This window comes from Pseudomonas sp. 8AS (assembly GCF_902506505.1).
GTDB lineage: Bacteria > Pseudomonadota > Gammaproteobacteria > Pseudomonadales > Pseudomonadaceae > Aquipseudomonas.
On record NZ_LR733406.1, the window covers coordinates 2,418,765 to 2,434,668 of the forward strand.

Genomic DNA, 15,904 nt, shown 5'->3' on the forward strand with positions numbered 1-15,904 from the left:
TGGTTGGATTGCAATGCCCGAGGATTCCAGTAGGCTGAATTTCTTCGTTCCAATAACAAGAAACAGCCTCATCCATGACCCAGAATCTGAGCCTGCTGCGCAAGTTCGTCTCCCCGGAAATCGTCTTCGGTGCCGGCTGCCGGCACAACGTCGCCAACTTCGCCATGACCTTCGGCGCGCGCCGCGTGCTGCTGGTGTCCGACCCCGGCGTGGTCGCCGCCGGCTGGGTGGCGGATGTCGAGGCCAGCCTGCAGGGCCAGGGCATCGACTACGTGCTGTACACCGAGGTCTCGCCCAACCCGCGGGTGGAGGAGGTGATGCGCGGCGCCGAGCTGTACCGCGAGCACGCCTGCAACGTGATAGTGGCGGTCGGCGGCGGCAGCCCGATGGACTGCGCCAAGGGCATCGGCATCGTGGTCGCCCACGGCCGCAGCATCCTCGAATTCGAGGGCGTGGACACCATCCGCGTGCCCAGCCCGCCGCTGATCCTGATCCCGACCACCGCCGGCACCTCGGCCGACGTGTCGCAGTTCGTGATCATCTCCAACCCGCTGGAACGCATGAAGTTCTCCATCGTCAGCAAGGCGGTGGTGCCGGACGTGTCGCTGATCGACCCGGAAACCACCCTGAGCATGGACCCGTTCCTCTCCGCCTGTACCGGCATCGACGCCCTGGTGCATGCCATCGAGGCCTTCGTCTCCACCGGCAGCGGCCCGCTCACCGACACCCACGCCCTGGAGGCCATGCGCCTGATCGGCGGCAACCTGGTGCAGATGATCGCCACCCCTCAGGACATCGCCCTGCGCGAGAAGATCATGCTCGGCAGCATGCAGGCCGGCCTGGCCTTCTCCAATGCGATCCTCGGCGCCGTGCACGCCATGAGCCACAGCCTCGGCGGCTTCCTCGACCTGCCGCACGGGCTGTGCAACGCGGCGCTGGTCGAGCACGTGGTGGCGTTCAACTACAACGCCGCGCCGGATCGCTTTCGCCTGGTCGCCGAAACCCTGGGCATCGACTGCCGCGGCATGACCCATGTGCAGATCCGCCAGCGCCTGATCGAGCACCTGGTCGAGTTCAAGCGCGCCGTGGGCTTCCACGAAACCCTCAGCCTGCATGGCGTGAGCAGCTCGGACATTCCGTTCCTCTCGCGCCACGCCATGCACGACCCGTGCATCCTCACCAACCCGCGCGAGTCGAGCCAGCGCGACGTCGAAGTGGTCTATGCAGAAGCGCTCTGAGCAACAGCAACAGGCCCTGGCCGGGCTGCTCGGCCTGGGCAGCCAGTCGGCGCGCAAGAGCCATTACGCCGAGCTGGTGACGCGCCTGGAAGAGCTGGAGACCGAGCGCAATCGCTACAAGTGGCTGTTCGAGAACGCCGTGCACGGCATCTTCCAGGCCAGCCTGCACGAGGGCCTGCGCGCGGCCAACCCGGCCCTGGCGCGCATGCTCGGCTACGACAACCCGCAGCAGGTGCTGTGGTCGCTGACCGACCTGGCCGAGCACCTGTTCGTCGGCGGCCAGGCCGAACTGGTGGCGATCCGCGAGGTGCTGGCCAGCCAGCCGGGCCTGTATGGCTACGAGACCCGCCTGCGGCGCAAGGACGGCCGGGTCATCGACGTGCTCATGAACATCCTGCTCAAGCCCGACGAGCCGGGGCTGTTTGAGGGCTTCGTCGCCGATATCAGCGAGCGCAAGCAGGCCCAGCAGCGCCTGCAGCAACTCAACGAGGAGCTGGAGCAGCGCGTGGCGCAGCGCACCACCGCGCTGCTCGGCGCCAACCAGAGCCTGCACGAGCAGATCGGCGAGCGGGTGCGGGTCGAGCAGGAGCTGCGCAAGGCCCGCGATGCCGCCGAGGAGGCCAACCGCAGCAAGGACAAGTACCTGGCCGCGGCCAGCCATGACCTGTTGCAGCCGCTGAATGCGGCGCGCCTGCTGATCTCCACCCTGCGCGAGCGCGAGCTGGGCGAGGCGGCGCACAACCTGGTGGAGCGCGCGCACCAGGCCCTGGAAGGCGCCGAGGACCTGCTCTCCGACCTGCTGGACATCGCCAAGCTGGACCAGGCGGCGATCAAGCCGGACCTGGATGTCTACCGCCTGGACGAGCTGCTGGCGCCGCTGGCCTCGGAGTTCGAACCGCTGGCGACCCAGGCCGGGCTGCGCCTGCGCGCGCGGATTCCGGCCTGCACCGTGCGCACCGACGCGCGCCTGCTCAACCGCATCCTGCGCAACTTCCTCAGCAATGCCTGCCGCTATACCGAACATGGCGGCGTGCTGCTGGGTGTGCGCAAGCGCGGCGAGCAGCTGCGCATCGAGGTGTGGGACAGCGGTCGCGGCATTCCCGCCGACCAGTTGCAGGCGGTGTTCCGCGAATTCCACCAGCTGGATGTCGGCCGCTCCATGGAACGCAAGGGCGTCGGCCTGGGCCTGGCCATCGTCGAGCGCATCGCGCGCATGCTCGGCTACCCGATCGAGGTGCGTTCGCGGCCGGGGCGCGGCTCCTGCTTCAGCATCCAGTTGCCGCTGGTGGCCGCTCAGGCGCCGTTGCCAAGCAGCCGGCCGGCGGCGCAGGCACAGGTGGGCAACCCGCTGCCGGGCAAGCGCCTGCTGGTGCTGGATAACGAACCGAGCATCCTGCACAGCATGGCCGAGCTGCTCGGTGGCTGGGGCTGCGAGGTGCTGACCGCGCTGGATCAGGTGCAGGCGCTGGAGGTGCTGGACGAGCGGGCGCCGGACCTGTTGCTGGTCGACTATCACCTGGATCTGGGCGTGACCGGGAGCGAGGTAGTGCAGGCGCTGCGTGCGCATTTCGCCCGCGATATCCCGGCGGTGATGATCACCGCGGAGCGTTCGGACGAATGCCGCCTGCACTTGCAGGCGCTGAAGGTGCCACTGCTGAACAAGCCGGTGCGCCCGGGCAAGCTGCGCGCGGTGCTCAGCCAGATGCTGGCGGGGTAGGGGAAAGGGAGGTCAGGGCTTGGTGCGCCGTGCGTACCGCAGGCCCTGTGCGGGCTCGCGGTGCGCACGGCGCACCCTGCAACTGGCCCGAAACAGGGTGTTTCGGGCCGTGATCACAGCGATTATCAGACGCCGAGCTTGTCGCGCAGGGTGTAGTACCAGGCGCCCAGGGCGCTGAACGGCACCTGGAACAGGCGGCCACCCGGGAACGGGTAGTGCGGCAGGTCGGCAAAGGCGTCGAAGCGCTCGGCCTGGCCACGCAGGGCCTCGGCCAGCACCTTGCCGGCCAGGTGGGTGTAGGTCACGCCGTGACCGCTGCAACCCTGCGAGTAGTAGATGTTGTCGCCGATCCGGCCGACCTGCGGCAGGCGCGACAGGGTCAGCAGGAAGTTGCCGGTCCAGGCGTAGTCGATCTTCACGTCCTTGAGCTGCGGGAAGGCCTTGAGCATCTTCGGCCGGATGATCGCCTCGATGTTGGCCGGGTCACGGGCACCGTAGACCACGCCGCCACCGAAGATCAGGCGCTTGTCGCCGGACAGGCGATAGTAGTCGAGCAGGTAGTTGCAGTCCTCGACGCAGTAGTCCTGCGGCAGCAGGCTCTTGGCCAGCTCGTCGGACAGTACCTCGGTGGTGATCACCTGGGTGCCGCACGGCATCGACTTGGCCGACAGTTCCGGCAGCAGGTTGCCCAGGTAGGCGTTACCGGCCACCACCACGAACTTGGCTTTGACCCGGCCGTTCGGGGTGTGCACCACCGGGTTGGCGCCGCGCTCGACGCGGATGGCCGGCGATTGCTCGTGGATCACGCCGCCCAGCGACTCGACCGCCGCCGCTTCGCCGAGGGCCAGGTTGAGCGGGTGGATATGGCCGCCGCTCATGTCGAGCATGCCGCCCACATAAGCGTCGCTGGCGACCACTTCGCGGATGCGCTTGGCGTCCATCAGTTCCAGCTGGGTGTGGCCGTAGCGCTCCCACAGCTTCTTCTGCGACTCCAGGTGCTTCATGTGCTTGTGGGTGTTGGCGGCGAATACGCCACCGTCCTTCAGGTCGCACTGGATGTTGTAGGTGGCGATGCGCTCACGAATGATGCGACCGCCCTCGAAGGCCATCTGCCCGAGCAGCTGTGCCTGCTTGGGGCCGACGCTGCGCTCGATCACGTCGATGTCGCGGCTGTAACTGTTGACGATCTGCCCGCCGTTACGCCCGGAGGCGCCGAAGCCGACCTTGGCCGCTTCCAGCACGGTGACCTTGAAACCGTTCTCCAGCAGGAACAGGGCGGTGGACAATCCGGTGTAGCCGGCGCCGATGATGCACACATCGGTCTCGCACTCGCCTTGCAGCTCAGGGCGGGCAGGCACCGGGTTGGCGGAGGCGGCGTAATAGGATTGAGGGTAGGGTGTGTGCGTCATTTTGGAACCTATGTTCTTTATTTTTTACGGACCAGCCGATGCTACTTGAGTTGCTTATGCCCGGCTAGCCTCTGTGCGAAATTTTTAACGCTTGCGTGCATTTGGCAAAAATTCCACTTTTTCAGAGGCTTAGGGAAAATAGGTGTTGACAGCTCCGCGCGTATCCGTAAAATGCGCGGCCATAGCAGGCACATAGCTCAGTTGGTTAGAGCACCACCTTGACATGGTGGGGGTCGTTGGTTCGAGTCCAATTGTGCCTACCAAACAAATCCGTCTAGCACGGTACTTAGAAGGCGATCCTAGAGGATCGCCTTTTTTGTTTTTGCAAAACTTTTTCAATACTTTTGCAAAACTCGCTACCAGCCTACAGCTTCAGCCCCGGCTCAACGTGCTGGTAGACCACCTCCTTCTGCTCATGCCCTTCCTGATAATAGGCGGTCATTTCCGGGGTCGCATGCCCCATCAGCGCCTGCACATACTCGGTCGAGAAACCCTGCTGCTCATACAGCCAGGAACCCAAGGCGCGCAGTTTGTGGATGGTCGGCCGGGCCTTGGGGTTCTCGATGTGGTCATAGGCCTTGGCCAGGTCGCGGGCCTTGCGGAACTCCTTGGTCAGGTAGTCGTCCGTCACCGCCGACCAGTGCAGCTTGGCCTCCAGTTGCTCGCGTTTGCGGGCCTTCGGCGTGTAGTCGATCAGGAATGGGCAGATGACCGGCGAGGGCAAACATTCTTTCACCACTTCATGGAGAGCGCTGCCCATCGCGATTTCTAGGTGGACCGGCTTGTCGTAGCTCTGGGTTTTACCTGGCGATACTTTTATGGTGTTTGCCTCCAGGTCTACAGAGCTCTTTTCCCACGTCACGATATCCTCGCGTCGCTGCAGGCTGACCAATGTCAGACGGATCGCCCGGCGAAGCCACTCCGGCGTTCCTTCATAACTCAGGATGGCGTCAAGACCTTCCTTGCTGTGTCGCAGGCGCTTCTTCTGCTCTTCGGTCTTCACCGCTCGCATCAGTAGAGCGGCGTATCAGGTACGGAACTGGCCGGTAAGTTCCTGCAGCGCGACACCCAGGCGCGCCAGGTTGGCGCTGGACAGCGTGGTTTGCTCACTGGCGGTGGCGCTTTGCTCGGCGATGTCGCGGATCTGGCTGATGCTCTCGCCTATGGTCTGAGCCACTAGGCTCTGCTGGGTGGTCGCGCTGGCGATCTGTTGATTCATCTGTTCGATGGTCGACACCGCTTGGGTTATACGTGACAGAGAGGCGCTGGCCTGTTCGGCCAGGCCAACGGTCGTCTGAGTGAGGGCACGGCTGTTGTTCATCTGTGCCACGGCCTGCTGCACGCCACGCTGCAGGTTGCTGATCAGGGTTTCGATTTCCTGGGTGGAGTCATCGGTGCGCATGGCCAACGCCCGCACCTCGTCGGCCACCACGGCAAAACCGCGCCCCTGATCGCCGGCGCGCGCCGCTTCTATCGCCGCATTCAGGGCGAGCAGGTTGGTCTGATTGGCCACGCTGCGAATGACCTCCAGCACGCTGCCGATATGACTGCTGTCCTGGTCCACCTGCTGGATGATGCTGGCGCAATGCTCCACTTCGCTCGCCAGGCCGCCAATCTGCGTCACGGCCTGGCGCACGATCGAGTCACCCTGGCGAGCCTGTTGATCGGCTTGTTGCGCCGCGCTTGAAGCCTGCTGCGCATTGCGCTCGACCTCCTGCACCGTGGCGCTCATTTGCTGCATCGCGCAGGCGGCCTGTTCGGTTTGCAGGCGCTGGGTTTGCACGCCCGCACAGGTACTGGCGGTAATCGCGCTGAGCTCTTCGGCCGAGCTGGCAATTTGCCGGACACCGCTGCCGATTTGCCCGACCAGTTGACTGAGGCTCAGCCGCATACTGTGCATGGAGTTCAGCAGCTGGCCCAGTTCGTCATGCCGTTCCAGTTGTGTAGATTCGCTCAGATCTCCAGCGGCAACGCGCTGCGCAAAAGACACGGTTTGCCGCAATGGCCCAACGATAAGGCGCGAAATCAGCAGCGCTGCACCGATACCTGCGGCAATGGCGATGAGGCTGGTAACGCCAAGCACCGTGACCACTCGCCCACTGATTTGCAGCATGGCGAGCTCAGAACGCTGTTGGCCCTCGCTGGCCAGCTCCACGGCCCGATCCGCATGCACAAGCATGGCTGACTCGCTGGCCTGGCTGGCTTCGCCGGCCTGCAGGTAATGGGCAAACGCCTGCTGATACTGGTCCAGCGCCTGCAGCGCCATGGTCACATCCTGCTTGAGGGACTCGTCCAGCCAGTGCAGCAGATTCCGCGCCTCTGTATTGAGCTCCTCATGAACCCCGTTCCAGAGCTGCGGACTGTGCTCGATGGCGCGCAGTTCGAGCATGCGTTTACTCACCCCCGAGATGCTCTGCGCGATGACCAGCGGATCGCCACCCCGCAACACCCTGGCCGCCAGGCCGGGGTCGCGGGCGGCGTTGTAGATGTCCATCTCGATATCGCCGAATTGCGCCGTGGCCAGGCTCGCGGCTTCGTTCATGGTGGTTCGAGCAACGCGGGCCTTATCCTGTTGCCGGGTGAAGTCTTCGAATTGCTGTAGGTAATCAGTGGCGGCTTGCGCCATGGCCTGCACGGGTGCTTGCTCGTCGAGAGGGGTGGTAGTCCTCATCCGGTCGAGCTTTTCCAACACCTGACCCAGCTGCGTACGGACTTCTTGCGCAGCCTGTGTAATGCCCTTTAGCTCCAGCTCTTTTTCGGCCTGACGGGCTTGCTGAATGTGGCTGTTGATCTGCGAAAGCAGATCCGTCTGGCTGTGAAAGCTCATCACCGAGTTAATCGCATAAAAGCCGGTTATGGCCACCGCAATGGTCAAGACCAGCACTGTCGCGAAACCTGCAGCCAGCTTTTTGGCAACAGACAGGTCGGCACACTGGCGAGAAAGAGTGCTCAGCATGATTCATTCCTTTTGGCCGGCAGATGGAGAAAGAGCAGATCGTCATGGGGGCGATACACCTGGCGCCAGGCGCCAAGTGCATAGGAATACAAAACCAGAAGCCCCTAAGCGCCACGGACAGGGCGCTTAGGGGGGCGATCAGGTCGGCAGCGGCCCCTTGCGGCTGGCCAGCGTCAGCGCCAGGTCTTCGATCATGTCTTCCTGACCACCCACAGTGCCACGGCGACCCAGTTCGACCAGCAGATCGCGGGCAGGGATACCGTACTTCTGCTCGGCACGCTTGGCGAATAGCAGGAAGGAGCTGTACACGCCGGCATAGCCCAGGGTCAGGGCATCGCGGTCGAGGCGGATCGGATGGTCCATCATGGGCACCACCAGGTCCTCGGCGACGTCCATGATCTTGTACAGGTCGATGCCGGTTTCCACGCCCATGCGCTTGAGCACGGCGACGAACACTTCCAGCGGGGTGTTGCCGGCGCCGGCACCGAGGCCTGCCACCGAGCCGTCGATGCGCGCGGCGCCGGCCTCGATGGCCGCCAGCGAGTTGGCGATGGCCATGCCCATGTTGTGGTGGCCGTGGAAGCCGACCTGCACCTGCGGGTCCAGCTCGGCGCGCAGCAGGCCGATCTTCTGGCTGACTTCGTCGGGCAGCATGTAGCCGGCCGAGTCGGTGCAGTAGATGCAGTTGGCGCCGTAGCTCTGCATCAGGCGCGCCTGCTCCAGCAGTTTCTCGGCGCTGACCATGTGCGCCATCATCAGGAAGCCGACGGTATCCACGCCCATCTTCGCCGCCATGCCGATGTGCTGTTCCGACACATCGGCCTCGGTGCAGTGGGTGGCCACGCGGATGGTGGACACGCCGCAGTCGACCGCCATGCGCAGGTGCTCGACCGTGCCGATGCCCGGCAGCAGCAGGGCGGAAACCTTGGCCTGCTTGAGCTTGGGGATTACCGCGGCGAAGTATTCGGCGTCGCTGTGGGTGGGGAAGCCGTAGTTGACCGAGGCGCCGCCCAGGCCGTCGCCGTGGGTGATCTCGATCAGCGGCACGCCGGCCGCGTCGAGGCCGCTGGCCACTGCGACCATCTGCTCCAGGCTGATTTGATGGCGCTTGGCATGCATGCCGTCGCGCAGGCTCATGTCGTGCAGGGTGACGTGTTTGCCTTGCAGATTCATGCTGTTGCTCCTTAGCGGACGGGCAGGGTCAGGTGGCCCAGCTGGGCCTGTTCAGCGAACATTTCCGCGGTGCGCAGGGCGGCGGCGGTCATGATGTCGAGGTTGCCGGCTGATTTCGGCAGGTAGTCGCCCAGGCCCTCGACCTCGACGAAGATGGACACGCGGTTGCCGTCGAACACCGGGCCGTTGATCAGCTTGTAGCCGGGCACGTAGCGCTGCACTTCCTTGACCATGTGCAAGACCGAGGCGCGGATCTCGGCCTGGTCCGGTTCGCCCGCGGTCAGGCAGTGGATGGTGTCGCGCATCATCAGTGGCGGCTCGGCCGGGTTGATCACGATGATCGCCTTGCCCTGCCTGGCGCCGCCGACCTGCTCGATGGCGCCGGCGGTGGTGCGGGTGAATTCGTCGATGTTCTTGCGCGTGCCGGGGCCGACCGAGCGCGAGGATACGGTGGCGACGATCTCGGCATAATCGACCGGCTGCACGCGCGACACGGCGGCGACCATGGGAATGGTGGCCTGGCCGCCGCAGGTAACCATATTGACGTTCAGCGCCAGGCTGGCGGCGTGCTGCTTGAGGTTGACCGGCGGCACGCAGAAGGGGCCGATCGCTGCCGGGGTGAGGTCGATCATCAGCACGCCCAGCTCGTTAAGCTTGCGGCTGTTCTCGGCATGCACATAGGCCGAGGTGGCGTCGAAGGCGACGCGGATATCGTCGTCCAGCACATGCGGCAGCAGGCCGTCGACACCTTCGGCAGTGGTCTTCAGGCCCAGCTCGCGGGCGCGCTTGAGGCCATCCGACTCGGGGTCGACGCCGACCATCCACACCGGTTCGATCCAGTCCGAACGGCACATCTTCATCAGCAGGTCGGTACCGATGTTGCCTGGTCCGATGATGGCGGCTCTAAGTTTCTTGCTCATGCTTACTCCTTGAACGACACCCGGGTGCTGCCCAGGCCATCGATGCTCAGTTCGAAACGGTCACCGGCGCGTGCCGGCTCCAGCGGTACCAGGGAGCCGGAGAGGATGATCTCGCCGGCCTTGAACGGGATGTCGTAACGGCCCAGGGTGTTGGCCAGCCAGGCCACGGCGGTGAGCGGGTTGCCCTGCACCGCCGAGCCCAGGCCTTCGCTCAGCGGCGCGCCGTTCTTGCTCACCCGCATGCGCAGGTTGGGCAGATCCAGCTCGCGCGGGTCGCGTTCCTCGCCGCCGAGCACGAACACCCCGCAGGAGGCGTTGTCGGCCACCGTGTCCTGGATGCGGATGCGCCAGTCGTGGATGCGCGAGTCGACGATCTCGAAGCACGGCAGCACGCATTCGGTGGCTTCCAGCACGTCGCCCTCGGTCACCCCGGGGCCGCTCAGGTCGTGCTTGAGGCGGAAGGCGATCTCGCCCTCGGCGCGTGGCTGGATCAACTTGTTGGCCGACAGGGAGATCTCGGCGCCGTTGGCGAACCACATCTGCTGGGTGATGAAGCCGAAGTCCGGCTGGTGCACGTCGAGCATGCGTTGCACGGCGGCCGAGGTGACCCCGATCTTCTTGCCCACCAGGCGATCGCCGGCGGCCAGGCGGCGCTGCAGGATGCCGAGGGAGATGTGGTAGGCGTCGTCGATCTCGATGCCCGGCCAGCGCTCGGTCAGTGGGGCCAGGGTGTGGCCCTGGCACAGTGCCTGGTACAGCTCGTCGGCGTGGCGGATACGCAATTCCTGGCTCATGCGGCGGCCTCCGCGAGGAAGGCCAGGCATTCCTGGTTGAAGCGTTCGCGATGCTCGACCATCACCCAGTGGCCGCAGCGGCTCAGCAGCAGGCAGCGGATATCACGGCAGCCCTGCATCAGGGTCAGCGCGCCGTCCACCGGGCAGAACTTGTCGTCGGCGCCCCAGAAGGCCAGTACCGGGCAGGCGATCTCGCCCAGGCGTGCGCTGAGGTCCGGCACCTGCATGCTGGTCAGCACGCAACGTGGCTGCTCGGCGACCACCGCGACCCGTTCGCGGATGGTTTCGTCGTCGATCTGGCTGGCGTCGAACAGCTGCAGCGTGAGCAGGCGGCGCATGCCGGCGGCGTCGTTGAGTTCACCGGCGGCGAAGGCCGCGCCCATCCGCTGGATGCCTTCCATGCGCTGGTAGTAGGCTTCCTTGGGCATCAGCGCGCCGGGCGCCATCAGGATCAGGCGGGATACCCGCTGTGGCTGCTCGAGGGCCATCTGCAGGGCGATGGCGCCGCCGAGGGAGTTGCCCACCAGCACGCAGCGCTGGATATCCAGGGCATCCAGCAGGTCACGCAGGGCGCCGACGAAGAAGTCCAGCGTGTAGGTGGTTTCCGGTTTGTCGGAAGCGCCGTAGCCGGGAAGGTCGGGGACTATCACCCGGTAGCCGGCGGCGGCGAACTGCGGGTAGTTCTGCTTGAAGTTGCTGTGGCCGCTGGCGCCGGGGCCGCTGCCGTGAATGAACACCACCGGCAGCCCGCTGCCGGCCTCGCGGTAGTGCAGGCGCAAGCCATCGGGCAGGGTCACGAAGTGCCCTTGCGGTAGCGTGTCCATGGGACTCTCCTTGGCGGATTGGGGTGCCCGGATTATTCGGCGGCCCCCAGAGCGCAACATCGTCCAACAGGACTACGCGCGGCGCCGGCGCCACCGGCTAAGGTGGCGGCATCGACAACCGCAGGAGGGCGCCATGGGCGATCCGCTGAATTTCACAGGCCGCGTGGTGCTGGTCACCGGCGGCGGCAAGGGCGTTGGCCGCGGCATCAGCCGGCGTTTCCTCGAACAGGGTGCCGAGGTGGTCATCTGCGGCCGCGAGGCACCCGCCGAGCTGCCCGAGGCCGCTGGCCGCCAGGCCTGGCTTGTGCCGTGTGACGTGCGCGAACTGGAGCAGTGCCAGCGCCTGATCGACGCCGTGGTCGAGCGTCATGGGCGCCTCGATGTGCTGGTCAACAACGCCGGCGGCGCGCCCCATGTCGAAGCGGCAACCGCCTCGCCGCGTTTCTCCGAGGCCATCATCCGCCTCAACCTGCTGGCGCCGCTCAACCTCAGCCAGCTGGCCAACCGGGTGATGCAGGCGCAGGACGAGGGCGGGGTGATCCTCAACATCTGCAGCGTCAGCGCCCAGCGTCCGTCGCCGGGCACCGCCGCCTACGGCGCGGCCAAGGCCGGACTGCTCAACCTGGGCCGCTCGCTGGCGGTGGAGTGGGCGCCCAAGGTGCGGGTCAACGCACTGGTCGCCGGCCTGATACGCACCGAGCAGTCGCACCTGCACTATGGCGATGAGCAGGGCCTGGCCCGGGTCGCTGCCAGCATCCCGCTGCAGCGCATGGCCGAGCCGCAGGACATCGGCGATGCCTGCGTGTTCCTCGCCTCACCGGCGGCCTCCTATGTCAGCGGCGCCGAGCTGTGCGTGCATGGCGGTGGCGAGCGGCCGGCCTTTCTCGATGCCGCTCAAACCGGCTGAGGCCGGCCCGCAGCCACTCGCCGCAGTCATCTACGAATTGGCCCTGGGCTTGCCGCGTGCGCAGGCCTGGACACATCTGCGCGACCTCGAACGCAGTGCCCACTGCCGGCCGGGACTGACTGGCTGCTTGGTGTTACCCGCTGGCGGCGAAGGTGTCGGCACTCGCCGTCGGCTGTTTCTGCGTAGCGGCAGTTGGTGCGACGAGCAAGTGGAGGCCTGGCTGCCCGGGCAGGGCTACCTCCTGCGTCTGGCGCCCAGCCTGCTGTTGCCCGCGGCCTGGCTGAGCTGCAGCCTGAGCGACCAGGCTGGCGGCTGCCGCCTGCAACTGTCCCTGCTATTCCGCCCGCGCATGGGCCGTCTCGGCCTGTGCCTGCTCGGCCCGCTGCTGGCTTTGCGGGTCCGGCGTATGGCTCTGCGTCTGGCAGCCTTGTGCCGCAGTGGGCAGATCCAGTCTGCGCCACTGCGGCGGCGTCAGGCTTGCCTGCTGCCGGGGCCTGTCGGTGGCGTGCTGACCCAGGGCCAGACTGCGGCCTGGTTGCTGCCGGGGCAGGATGCCGAGGCCGTCGCCGAGCGGCGCATGTGGCTTGCCGAACGGAGGTCATCACCCAGTACCAGTACAGAATGAACAACGGGCCCGTAGGCCCGTTGTTCAATCGCGCTGGCTTCAGGCCTTGGCTTGCTGCTCGCGGAAGTAGGGAATGACCTTCTCGCCGATGTTCTTCAGGGTTTCCAGTTGCGCCCACTGCGGCACGGTGCCCATCTGGCAGATGAACAGGATCTCGTCGGCGCCGGCGTCGATCAGGCGCTGCACATAGCCGATGCAGTCCGCCACGGTGCCATAGGCGTGGTTGGGGTTCATCATCGCCTGGGTCGGGTCGGAGAAGTCCACGGTCACCTCTTCGGAGGCGAAGCGCGACTTGATCACCGCCTGGCCGTTGCCATCGACGAATGTGTCGTCCTTCCACTGTTCCGGATCCGGACGTTCGCCGCCGGCGTACCAGTAGGCCAGCGATTCCATGAAGTAGCGCTGGCCACGGATGCCGATGTGGCGGGCTTTCTCGTTATCGTCGAGGACGATGGCCGGGCACAGCGCGGCGATGTGGCGGTTGGGGCGGAAGCCCACCTGGTTCTTCTCGTTACGGTTGTCCCAGGCCTCGTGGTAGACGGCCACCTTCTTGGCGATTTCCTCGGGGCCGCCGAAGCCCAGCACCAGCGCGCCCATGCCGCGGCCGCCAGCGTTCTTCAGCGATTCGGTGTTGGTGCAGGCCAGGTACATCGGCGGGTGCGGGTCCTGGTAGGGCTTGGGGTGAATCGGGCGCTTGGGGATCTGCACGAAGTCGCCGTGGTGCTCGATCTCGTCCTGCACGAACATCTTCGGGATCAGGTACATGGCTTCGTCGATCTGCGGCTGCAGGGTGGCCAGGTCGTAGCCGAAGGTGCCGGCCTCCTGCTGGGTGCCGCCCTTGCCCACGCCGAAGTGCACGCGGCCCTTGGATAGCAGGTCGAGGGTGGCGATGCGCTCGGCCACCTTGACCGGATGGTTCATCGCCGGCGGCAGGCAGACCACGCCGTGACCGATACCGATGCGCTCGGTCTTGCCGGCAACGAAGGCCAGCATGGTTTCCGGCGCGGACATGTGCGAGTAGTTGGTCAGGGCGGTGTGTTCCACACACCAGAAGGTATCGAAGCCGAGCTTGTCGGCCAGCACGGCCTGCTCGACGGTTTCGTCGAACACGCGGCGGTCGCCCTCGCGGGAGCTGTCGAGAGTCTGTGCTTCATAGATCAGGGAGAATTTCATGCGCTAGCCCTTGTTGTTCTGGGTTATGGATCCAGGCCGGCAAAGCCGCAGCCTTGAACGCATGGTCGGGGATGCAGGGCGTGGCGGAATCCCCCAAACAGACTACTCGGCTCGGTGCTGCGGCCGGGCAGCGATGGTTGCCGGTGGTGGATAAGAGGAGCCTTATCCACCTCGGATCGGTGCTGCACAAAGCACGACGCCCGCATTGGCGGGCGTCGTGGCAGGTTGCAAGGCATGAGCTCGTTGGCGTGAGCGTTAGAGGAAGAAGTCGCTGCTGTCCTGGCCCATGCTCACCGCGCCCAGGTTGAGTGCGTACTTGCCCGGGCAGTTGGCCACGTGCGCACGGCCGGTGTGGATGTCGCGGAAGGCGCGGTTCAGCCCGTGCTCGCGGAAAATGCTGGCGGCGCCGCTGTTGTACATCAGCGCGGCGACCGCCTGGGCGCATTTGTCCGGCACTATCGCCGAGTCGTAGCGCATCTTCACCCGTTCGGCCATGGTCAGTGGCTGGCCGTCGCGGGCGCGCTGCATCATCAGGGCGAAGTTGCGCAGCAGCACCGTCTTGCATTCGTCCACCGTGACCATGGCGTTGGCCAGGGCGGTCTGCGCGCCCGGATCCTGGACGATCTTGCGCCCGTCGTTGACCCCCACGCGCTGGCGGTTGACCTCGCCGAACAGGTCGATGGCGCCCTGCAGGGCACCGATGGTCGAGGACGACACGGCGCGCACGAAGATCTGCCCGAATGGGATGCGGAACAGCGGCGCGGTATTCACCGCGTTGCCCGGGCTGTTCTGCATGAAACCATCAATGGATCTGTGCGTGCGGTACTCGGGAACAAAGGCGTCCTCCACCAGCACGTCATGCGAGCCGGTGGCCTCCAGGCCCATCACATCCCAGTTGGCGAGCACGCTGTAGTCGTGGCGCGGCACCAGGAAGGTGCGGTAGTCCGGCGCGCCGCCCGGCTCGGCCGGCGGTACCATGGCGCCGAGGAAGGCCCACTGGCAGTGCTGGCTGCCGGAGGAGAAACCCCAGCGCCCGGACAGGCGGAAGCCGTCTTCGACGCGGGTGACCTTGCCCACCGGCATATAGGAGGAGGAGATCAGCACGCTGGAGTCCTCGCCCCACACGTCCTGGGCGGCGCGGTCGTCGAACAGCGCCAGCTGCCAGTTGTGGATGGCCACAACGCCCAGTACCCAGGCCGAGGACATGCAGCCTTCGGCGAGGGTCATCTGCACCTCGAAGAAGTCCTGTGGCTCCAGTTCATAACCGTCCCAGCGGGCCGGCTGGAGGATGCGGAAGAAACCGGCGTCGTGGAAGTCGCGCAGGGTCTCCTCGGCCAGGCGTCCGGCGCGGGCGGCCTGTGGCGCGCGTTCGCGCAGCACCGGCACCAGTTCGCGGGCGCGTTGCAGTAGACGCTGGCGGATCAGCTCTTTATCAAGCATCTGTGGTTCTCCTCTGGGCGCCCCGGTGCGGGGCTTTGGCAGGCCATCGCCGGCGATTGCAGCAGGCGCCGGCAGGCGCGACATCCCTCAAACGGACCATATGCCGCTGCGCGCGCAAGGCCGCGCCCGGGTGCCTACAGGGCCTAGTCCCCTTGGACGATGTTGGCATTGCGCGGCGCGGCAAGAATCGGTTCCAGCTCAACAAGAGGGCCATGCCATGAGCCAGACCGATCTGAAATCCATGATGCTCCAGGCGATGCGTCGCCTGGCCAAGTCGGTGACCATCATCACCACCAGTAACGGCAGCGAGCGTTTTGCCATGTCGGCCACCGCGGTCGACTCGCTGTCTACCGAACCGCCGTCGCTGCTGATTTGCGTCAACCAGACCGCCTCGTTGCACGCGGTGCTGGATGCCGGCGCGGACTTCTGTGTGAACATCCTCGGCCTGGAGCAGGAGTATCTGTCGCACCTGTGCAGCGGCCCGATCAAGGGTGAAGCGCGCTTCCAGCAGGGCAACTGGTTGACCAGCGCAGGCGGCATTCCCTACCTGGGCGACGCCCAGTCGGCGATCCTCTGCCGCCAGGACGGCAAGTTCAACTACGGCACCCATACCATCTTCATCGGGCGCATCGAGCAGATCCACAACGGCGACAGCATCAGCCCGCTGGTCTACCTGGATGGCGCCTACACCACCACCGCCCAGTTGGCGGCGGCGAGCTGAGGGCCGG

The 15,904-nt window shown here is 65.7% G+C and carries 14 protein-coding genes, 1 tRNA gene and 1 pseudogene; 6 read left to right on the forward strand and 10 right to left on the reverse strand.

Annotated elements, in window-relative coordinates:
• Positions 1–74: 74 nt before the first annotated feature.
• Both ercA and GV001_RS11295 read left to right on the forward strand, forming a co-directional pair.
• Positions 75–1,238, forward strand: a complete 1,164-nt coding sequence (gene ercA, locus GV001_RS11290; protein WP_160079816.1) for an alcohol dehydrogenase-like regulatory protein ErcA — start codon at positions 75–77, stop codon at positions 1,236–1,238.
• A complete protein-coding gene (locus GV001_RS11295) occupies positions 1,222–2,955 on the forward strand; it encodes a NahK/ErcS family hybrid sensor histidine kinase/response regulator (RefSeq protein WP_160079818.1) in 1,734 nt (577 codons plus the stop codon). Before ercA ends, GV001_RS11295 begins: the two co-directional genes overlap by 17 nt.
• A 125-nt stretch (positions 2,956–3,080) precedes the next feature.
• Here GV001_RS11295 and GV001_RS11300 read toward each other — a convergent pair whose 3' ends face one another.
• Positions 3,081–4,364, reverse strand: a complete 1,284-nt coding sequence (locus tag GV001_RS11300) for an FAD-binding oxidoreductase (RefSeq protein ID WP_160079820.1) — start codon at positions 4,362–4,364, stop codon at positions 3,081–3,083.
• A 186-nt stretch (positions 4,365–4,550) separates the two neighbouring features.
• Here GV001_RS11300 and GV001_RS11305 point away from each other — a divergent pair.
• Positions 4,551–4,627, forward strand: a tRNA-Val gene (locus GV001_RS11305).
• A 101-nt stretch (positions 4,628–4,728) separates the two neighbouring features.
• On the opposite strand, the gene GV001_RS11310 is transcribed toward GV001_RS11305, so the two are convergent.
• The 7 genes and pseudogenes from GV001_RS11310 to GV001_RS11335 all read right to left on the reverse strand — a co-directional run bounded on the left by GV001_RS11310 (position 4,729) and on the right by GV001_RS11335 (position 11,031).
• Positions 4,729–5,367 carry a tyrosine-type recombinase/integrase gene (locus GV001_RS11310; protein ID WP_256664904.1) on the reverse strand — a complete coding sequence of 213 codons (639 nt, stop codon included), beginning with the start codon at positions 5,365–5,367 and terminating at the stop codon, positions 4,729–4,731.
• A 24-nt stretch (positions 5,368–5,391) separates the two neighbouring features.
• The gene (locus GV001_RS20360; RefSeq protein WP_372238586.1) at positions 5,392–6,264 is read right to left on the reverse strand and encodes a methyl-accepting chemotaxis protein; all 873 of its coding nucleotides are present in this window, start codon (positions 6,262–6,264) and stop codon (positions 5,392–5,394) included.
• A pseudogene (locus GV001_RS20365) lies at positions 6,250–7,320 on the reverse strand (HAMP domain-containing protein); the annotation flags it as partial. The gene GV001_RS20360 and the pseudogene GV001_RS20365, both read right to left, overlap by 15 nt.
• A gap of 138 nt (positions 7,321–7,458) precedes the next feature.
• Positions 7,459–8,493 carry a 4-hydroxy-2-oxovalerate aldolase gene (gene dmpG / locus GV001_RS11320; protein WP_160079826.1) on the reverse strand — a complete coding sequence of 345 codons (1,035 nt, stop codon included), beginning with the start codon at positions 8,491–8,493 and terminating at the stop codon, positions 7,459–7,461.
• A gap of 11 nt (positions 8,494–8,504) precedes the next feature.
• Positions 8,505–9,413 carry an acetaldehyde dehydrogenase (acetylating) gene (locus GV001_RS11325; protein WP_160079828.1) on the reverse strand — a complete coding sequence of 303 codons (909 nt, stop codon included), beginning with the start codon at positions 9,411–9,413 and terminating at the stop codon, positions 8,505–8,507.
• Between the two features lie 2 nt (positions 9,414–9,415).
• Positions 9,416–10,207, reverse strand: a complete 792-nt coding sequence (locus GV001_RS11330; RefSeq protein ID WP_160079830.1) for a fumarylacetoacetate hydrolase family protein — start codon at positions 10,205–10,207, stop codon at positions 9,416–9,418.
• Complete coding sequence (locus GV001_RS11335) at positions 10,204–11,031, reverse strand: alpha/beta fold hydrolase (RefSeq protein ID WP_160079832.1); 828 nt, start codon at positions 11,029–11,031, stop codon at positions 10,204–10,206. Before GV001_RS11335 ends, GV001_RS11330 begins: the two co-directional genes overlap by 4 nt.
• Before the next feature lie 133 nt (positions 11,032–11,164).
• Between GV001_RS11335 and GV001_RS11340 the strand changes: the two genes are divergently transcribed.
• The gene (locus GV001_RS11340; RefSeq protein WP_160079834.1) at positions 11,165–11,938 is read left to right on the forward strand and encodes an SDR family oxidoreductase; all 774 of its coding nucleotides are present in this window, start codon (positions 11,165–11,167) and stop codon (positions 11,936–11,938) included.
• Entirely contained in the window at positions 11,919–12,563 is a 645-nt protein-coding gene (locus GV001_RS11345) for a hypothetical protein (RefSeq protein WP_160079836.1), read from the forward strand. The genes GV001_RS11340 and GV001_RS11345 overlap by 20 nt, the downstream gene beginning before the upstream one ends.
• Positions 12,564–12,602: 39 nt before the next feature.
• On the opposite strand, the gene GV001_RS11350 is transcribed toward GV001_RS11345, so the two are convergent.
• Positions 12,603–13,736 carry an LLM class flavin-dependent oxidoreductase gene (locus GV001_RS11350; protein WP_160079838.1) on the reverse strand — a complete coding sequence of 378 codons (1,134 nt, stop codon included), beginning with the start codon at positions 13,734–13,736 and terminating at the stop codon, positions 12,603–12,605.
• A 255-nt stretch (positions 13,737–13,991) separates the two neighbouring features.
• On the reverse strand, positions 13,992–15,176 hold the full coding sequence (locus GV001_RS11355) for a flavin-dependent monooxygenase (protein ID WP_160079840.1): 1,185 nt from the start codon (positions 15,174–15,176) through the stop codon (positions 13,992–13,994).
• 217 nt (positions 15,177–15,393) lie between these two features.
• Between GV001_RS11355 and GV001_RS11360 the strand changes: the two genes are divergently transcribed.
• Positions 15,394–15,897: a flavin reductase family protein gene (locus GV001_RS11360; RefSeq protein ID WP_160079842.1), complete on the forward strand. Its 504-nt coding sequence runs from the start codon at positions 15,394–15,396 to the stop codon at positions 15,895–15,897.
• The last annotated feature ends 7 nt before the right edge of the window (positions 15,898–15,904 follow it).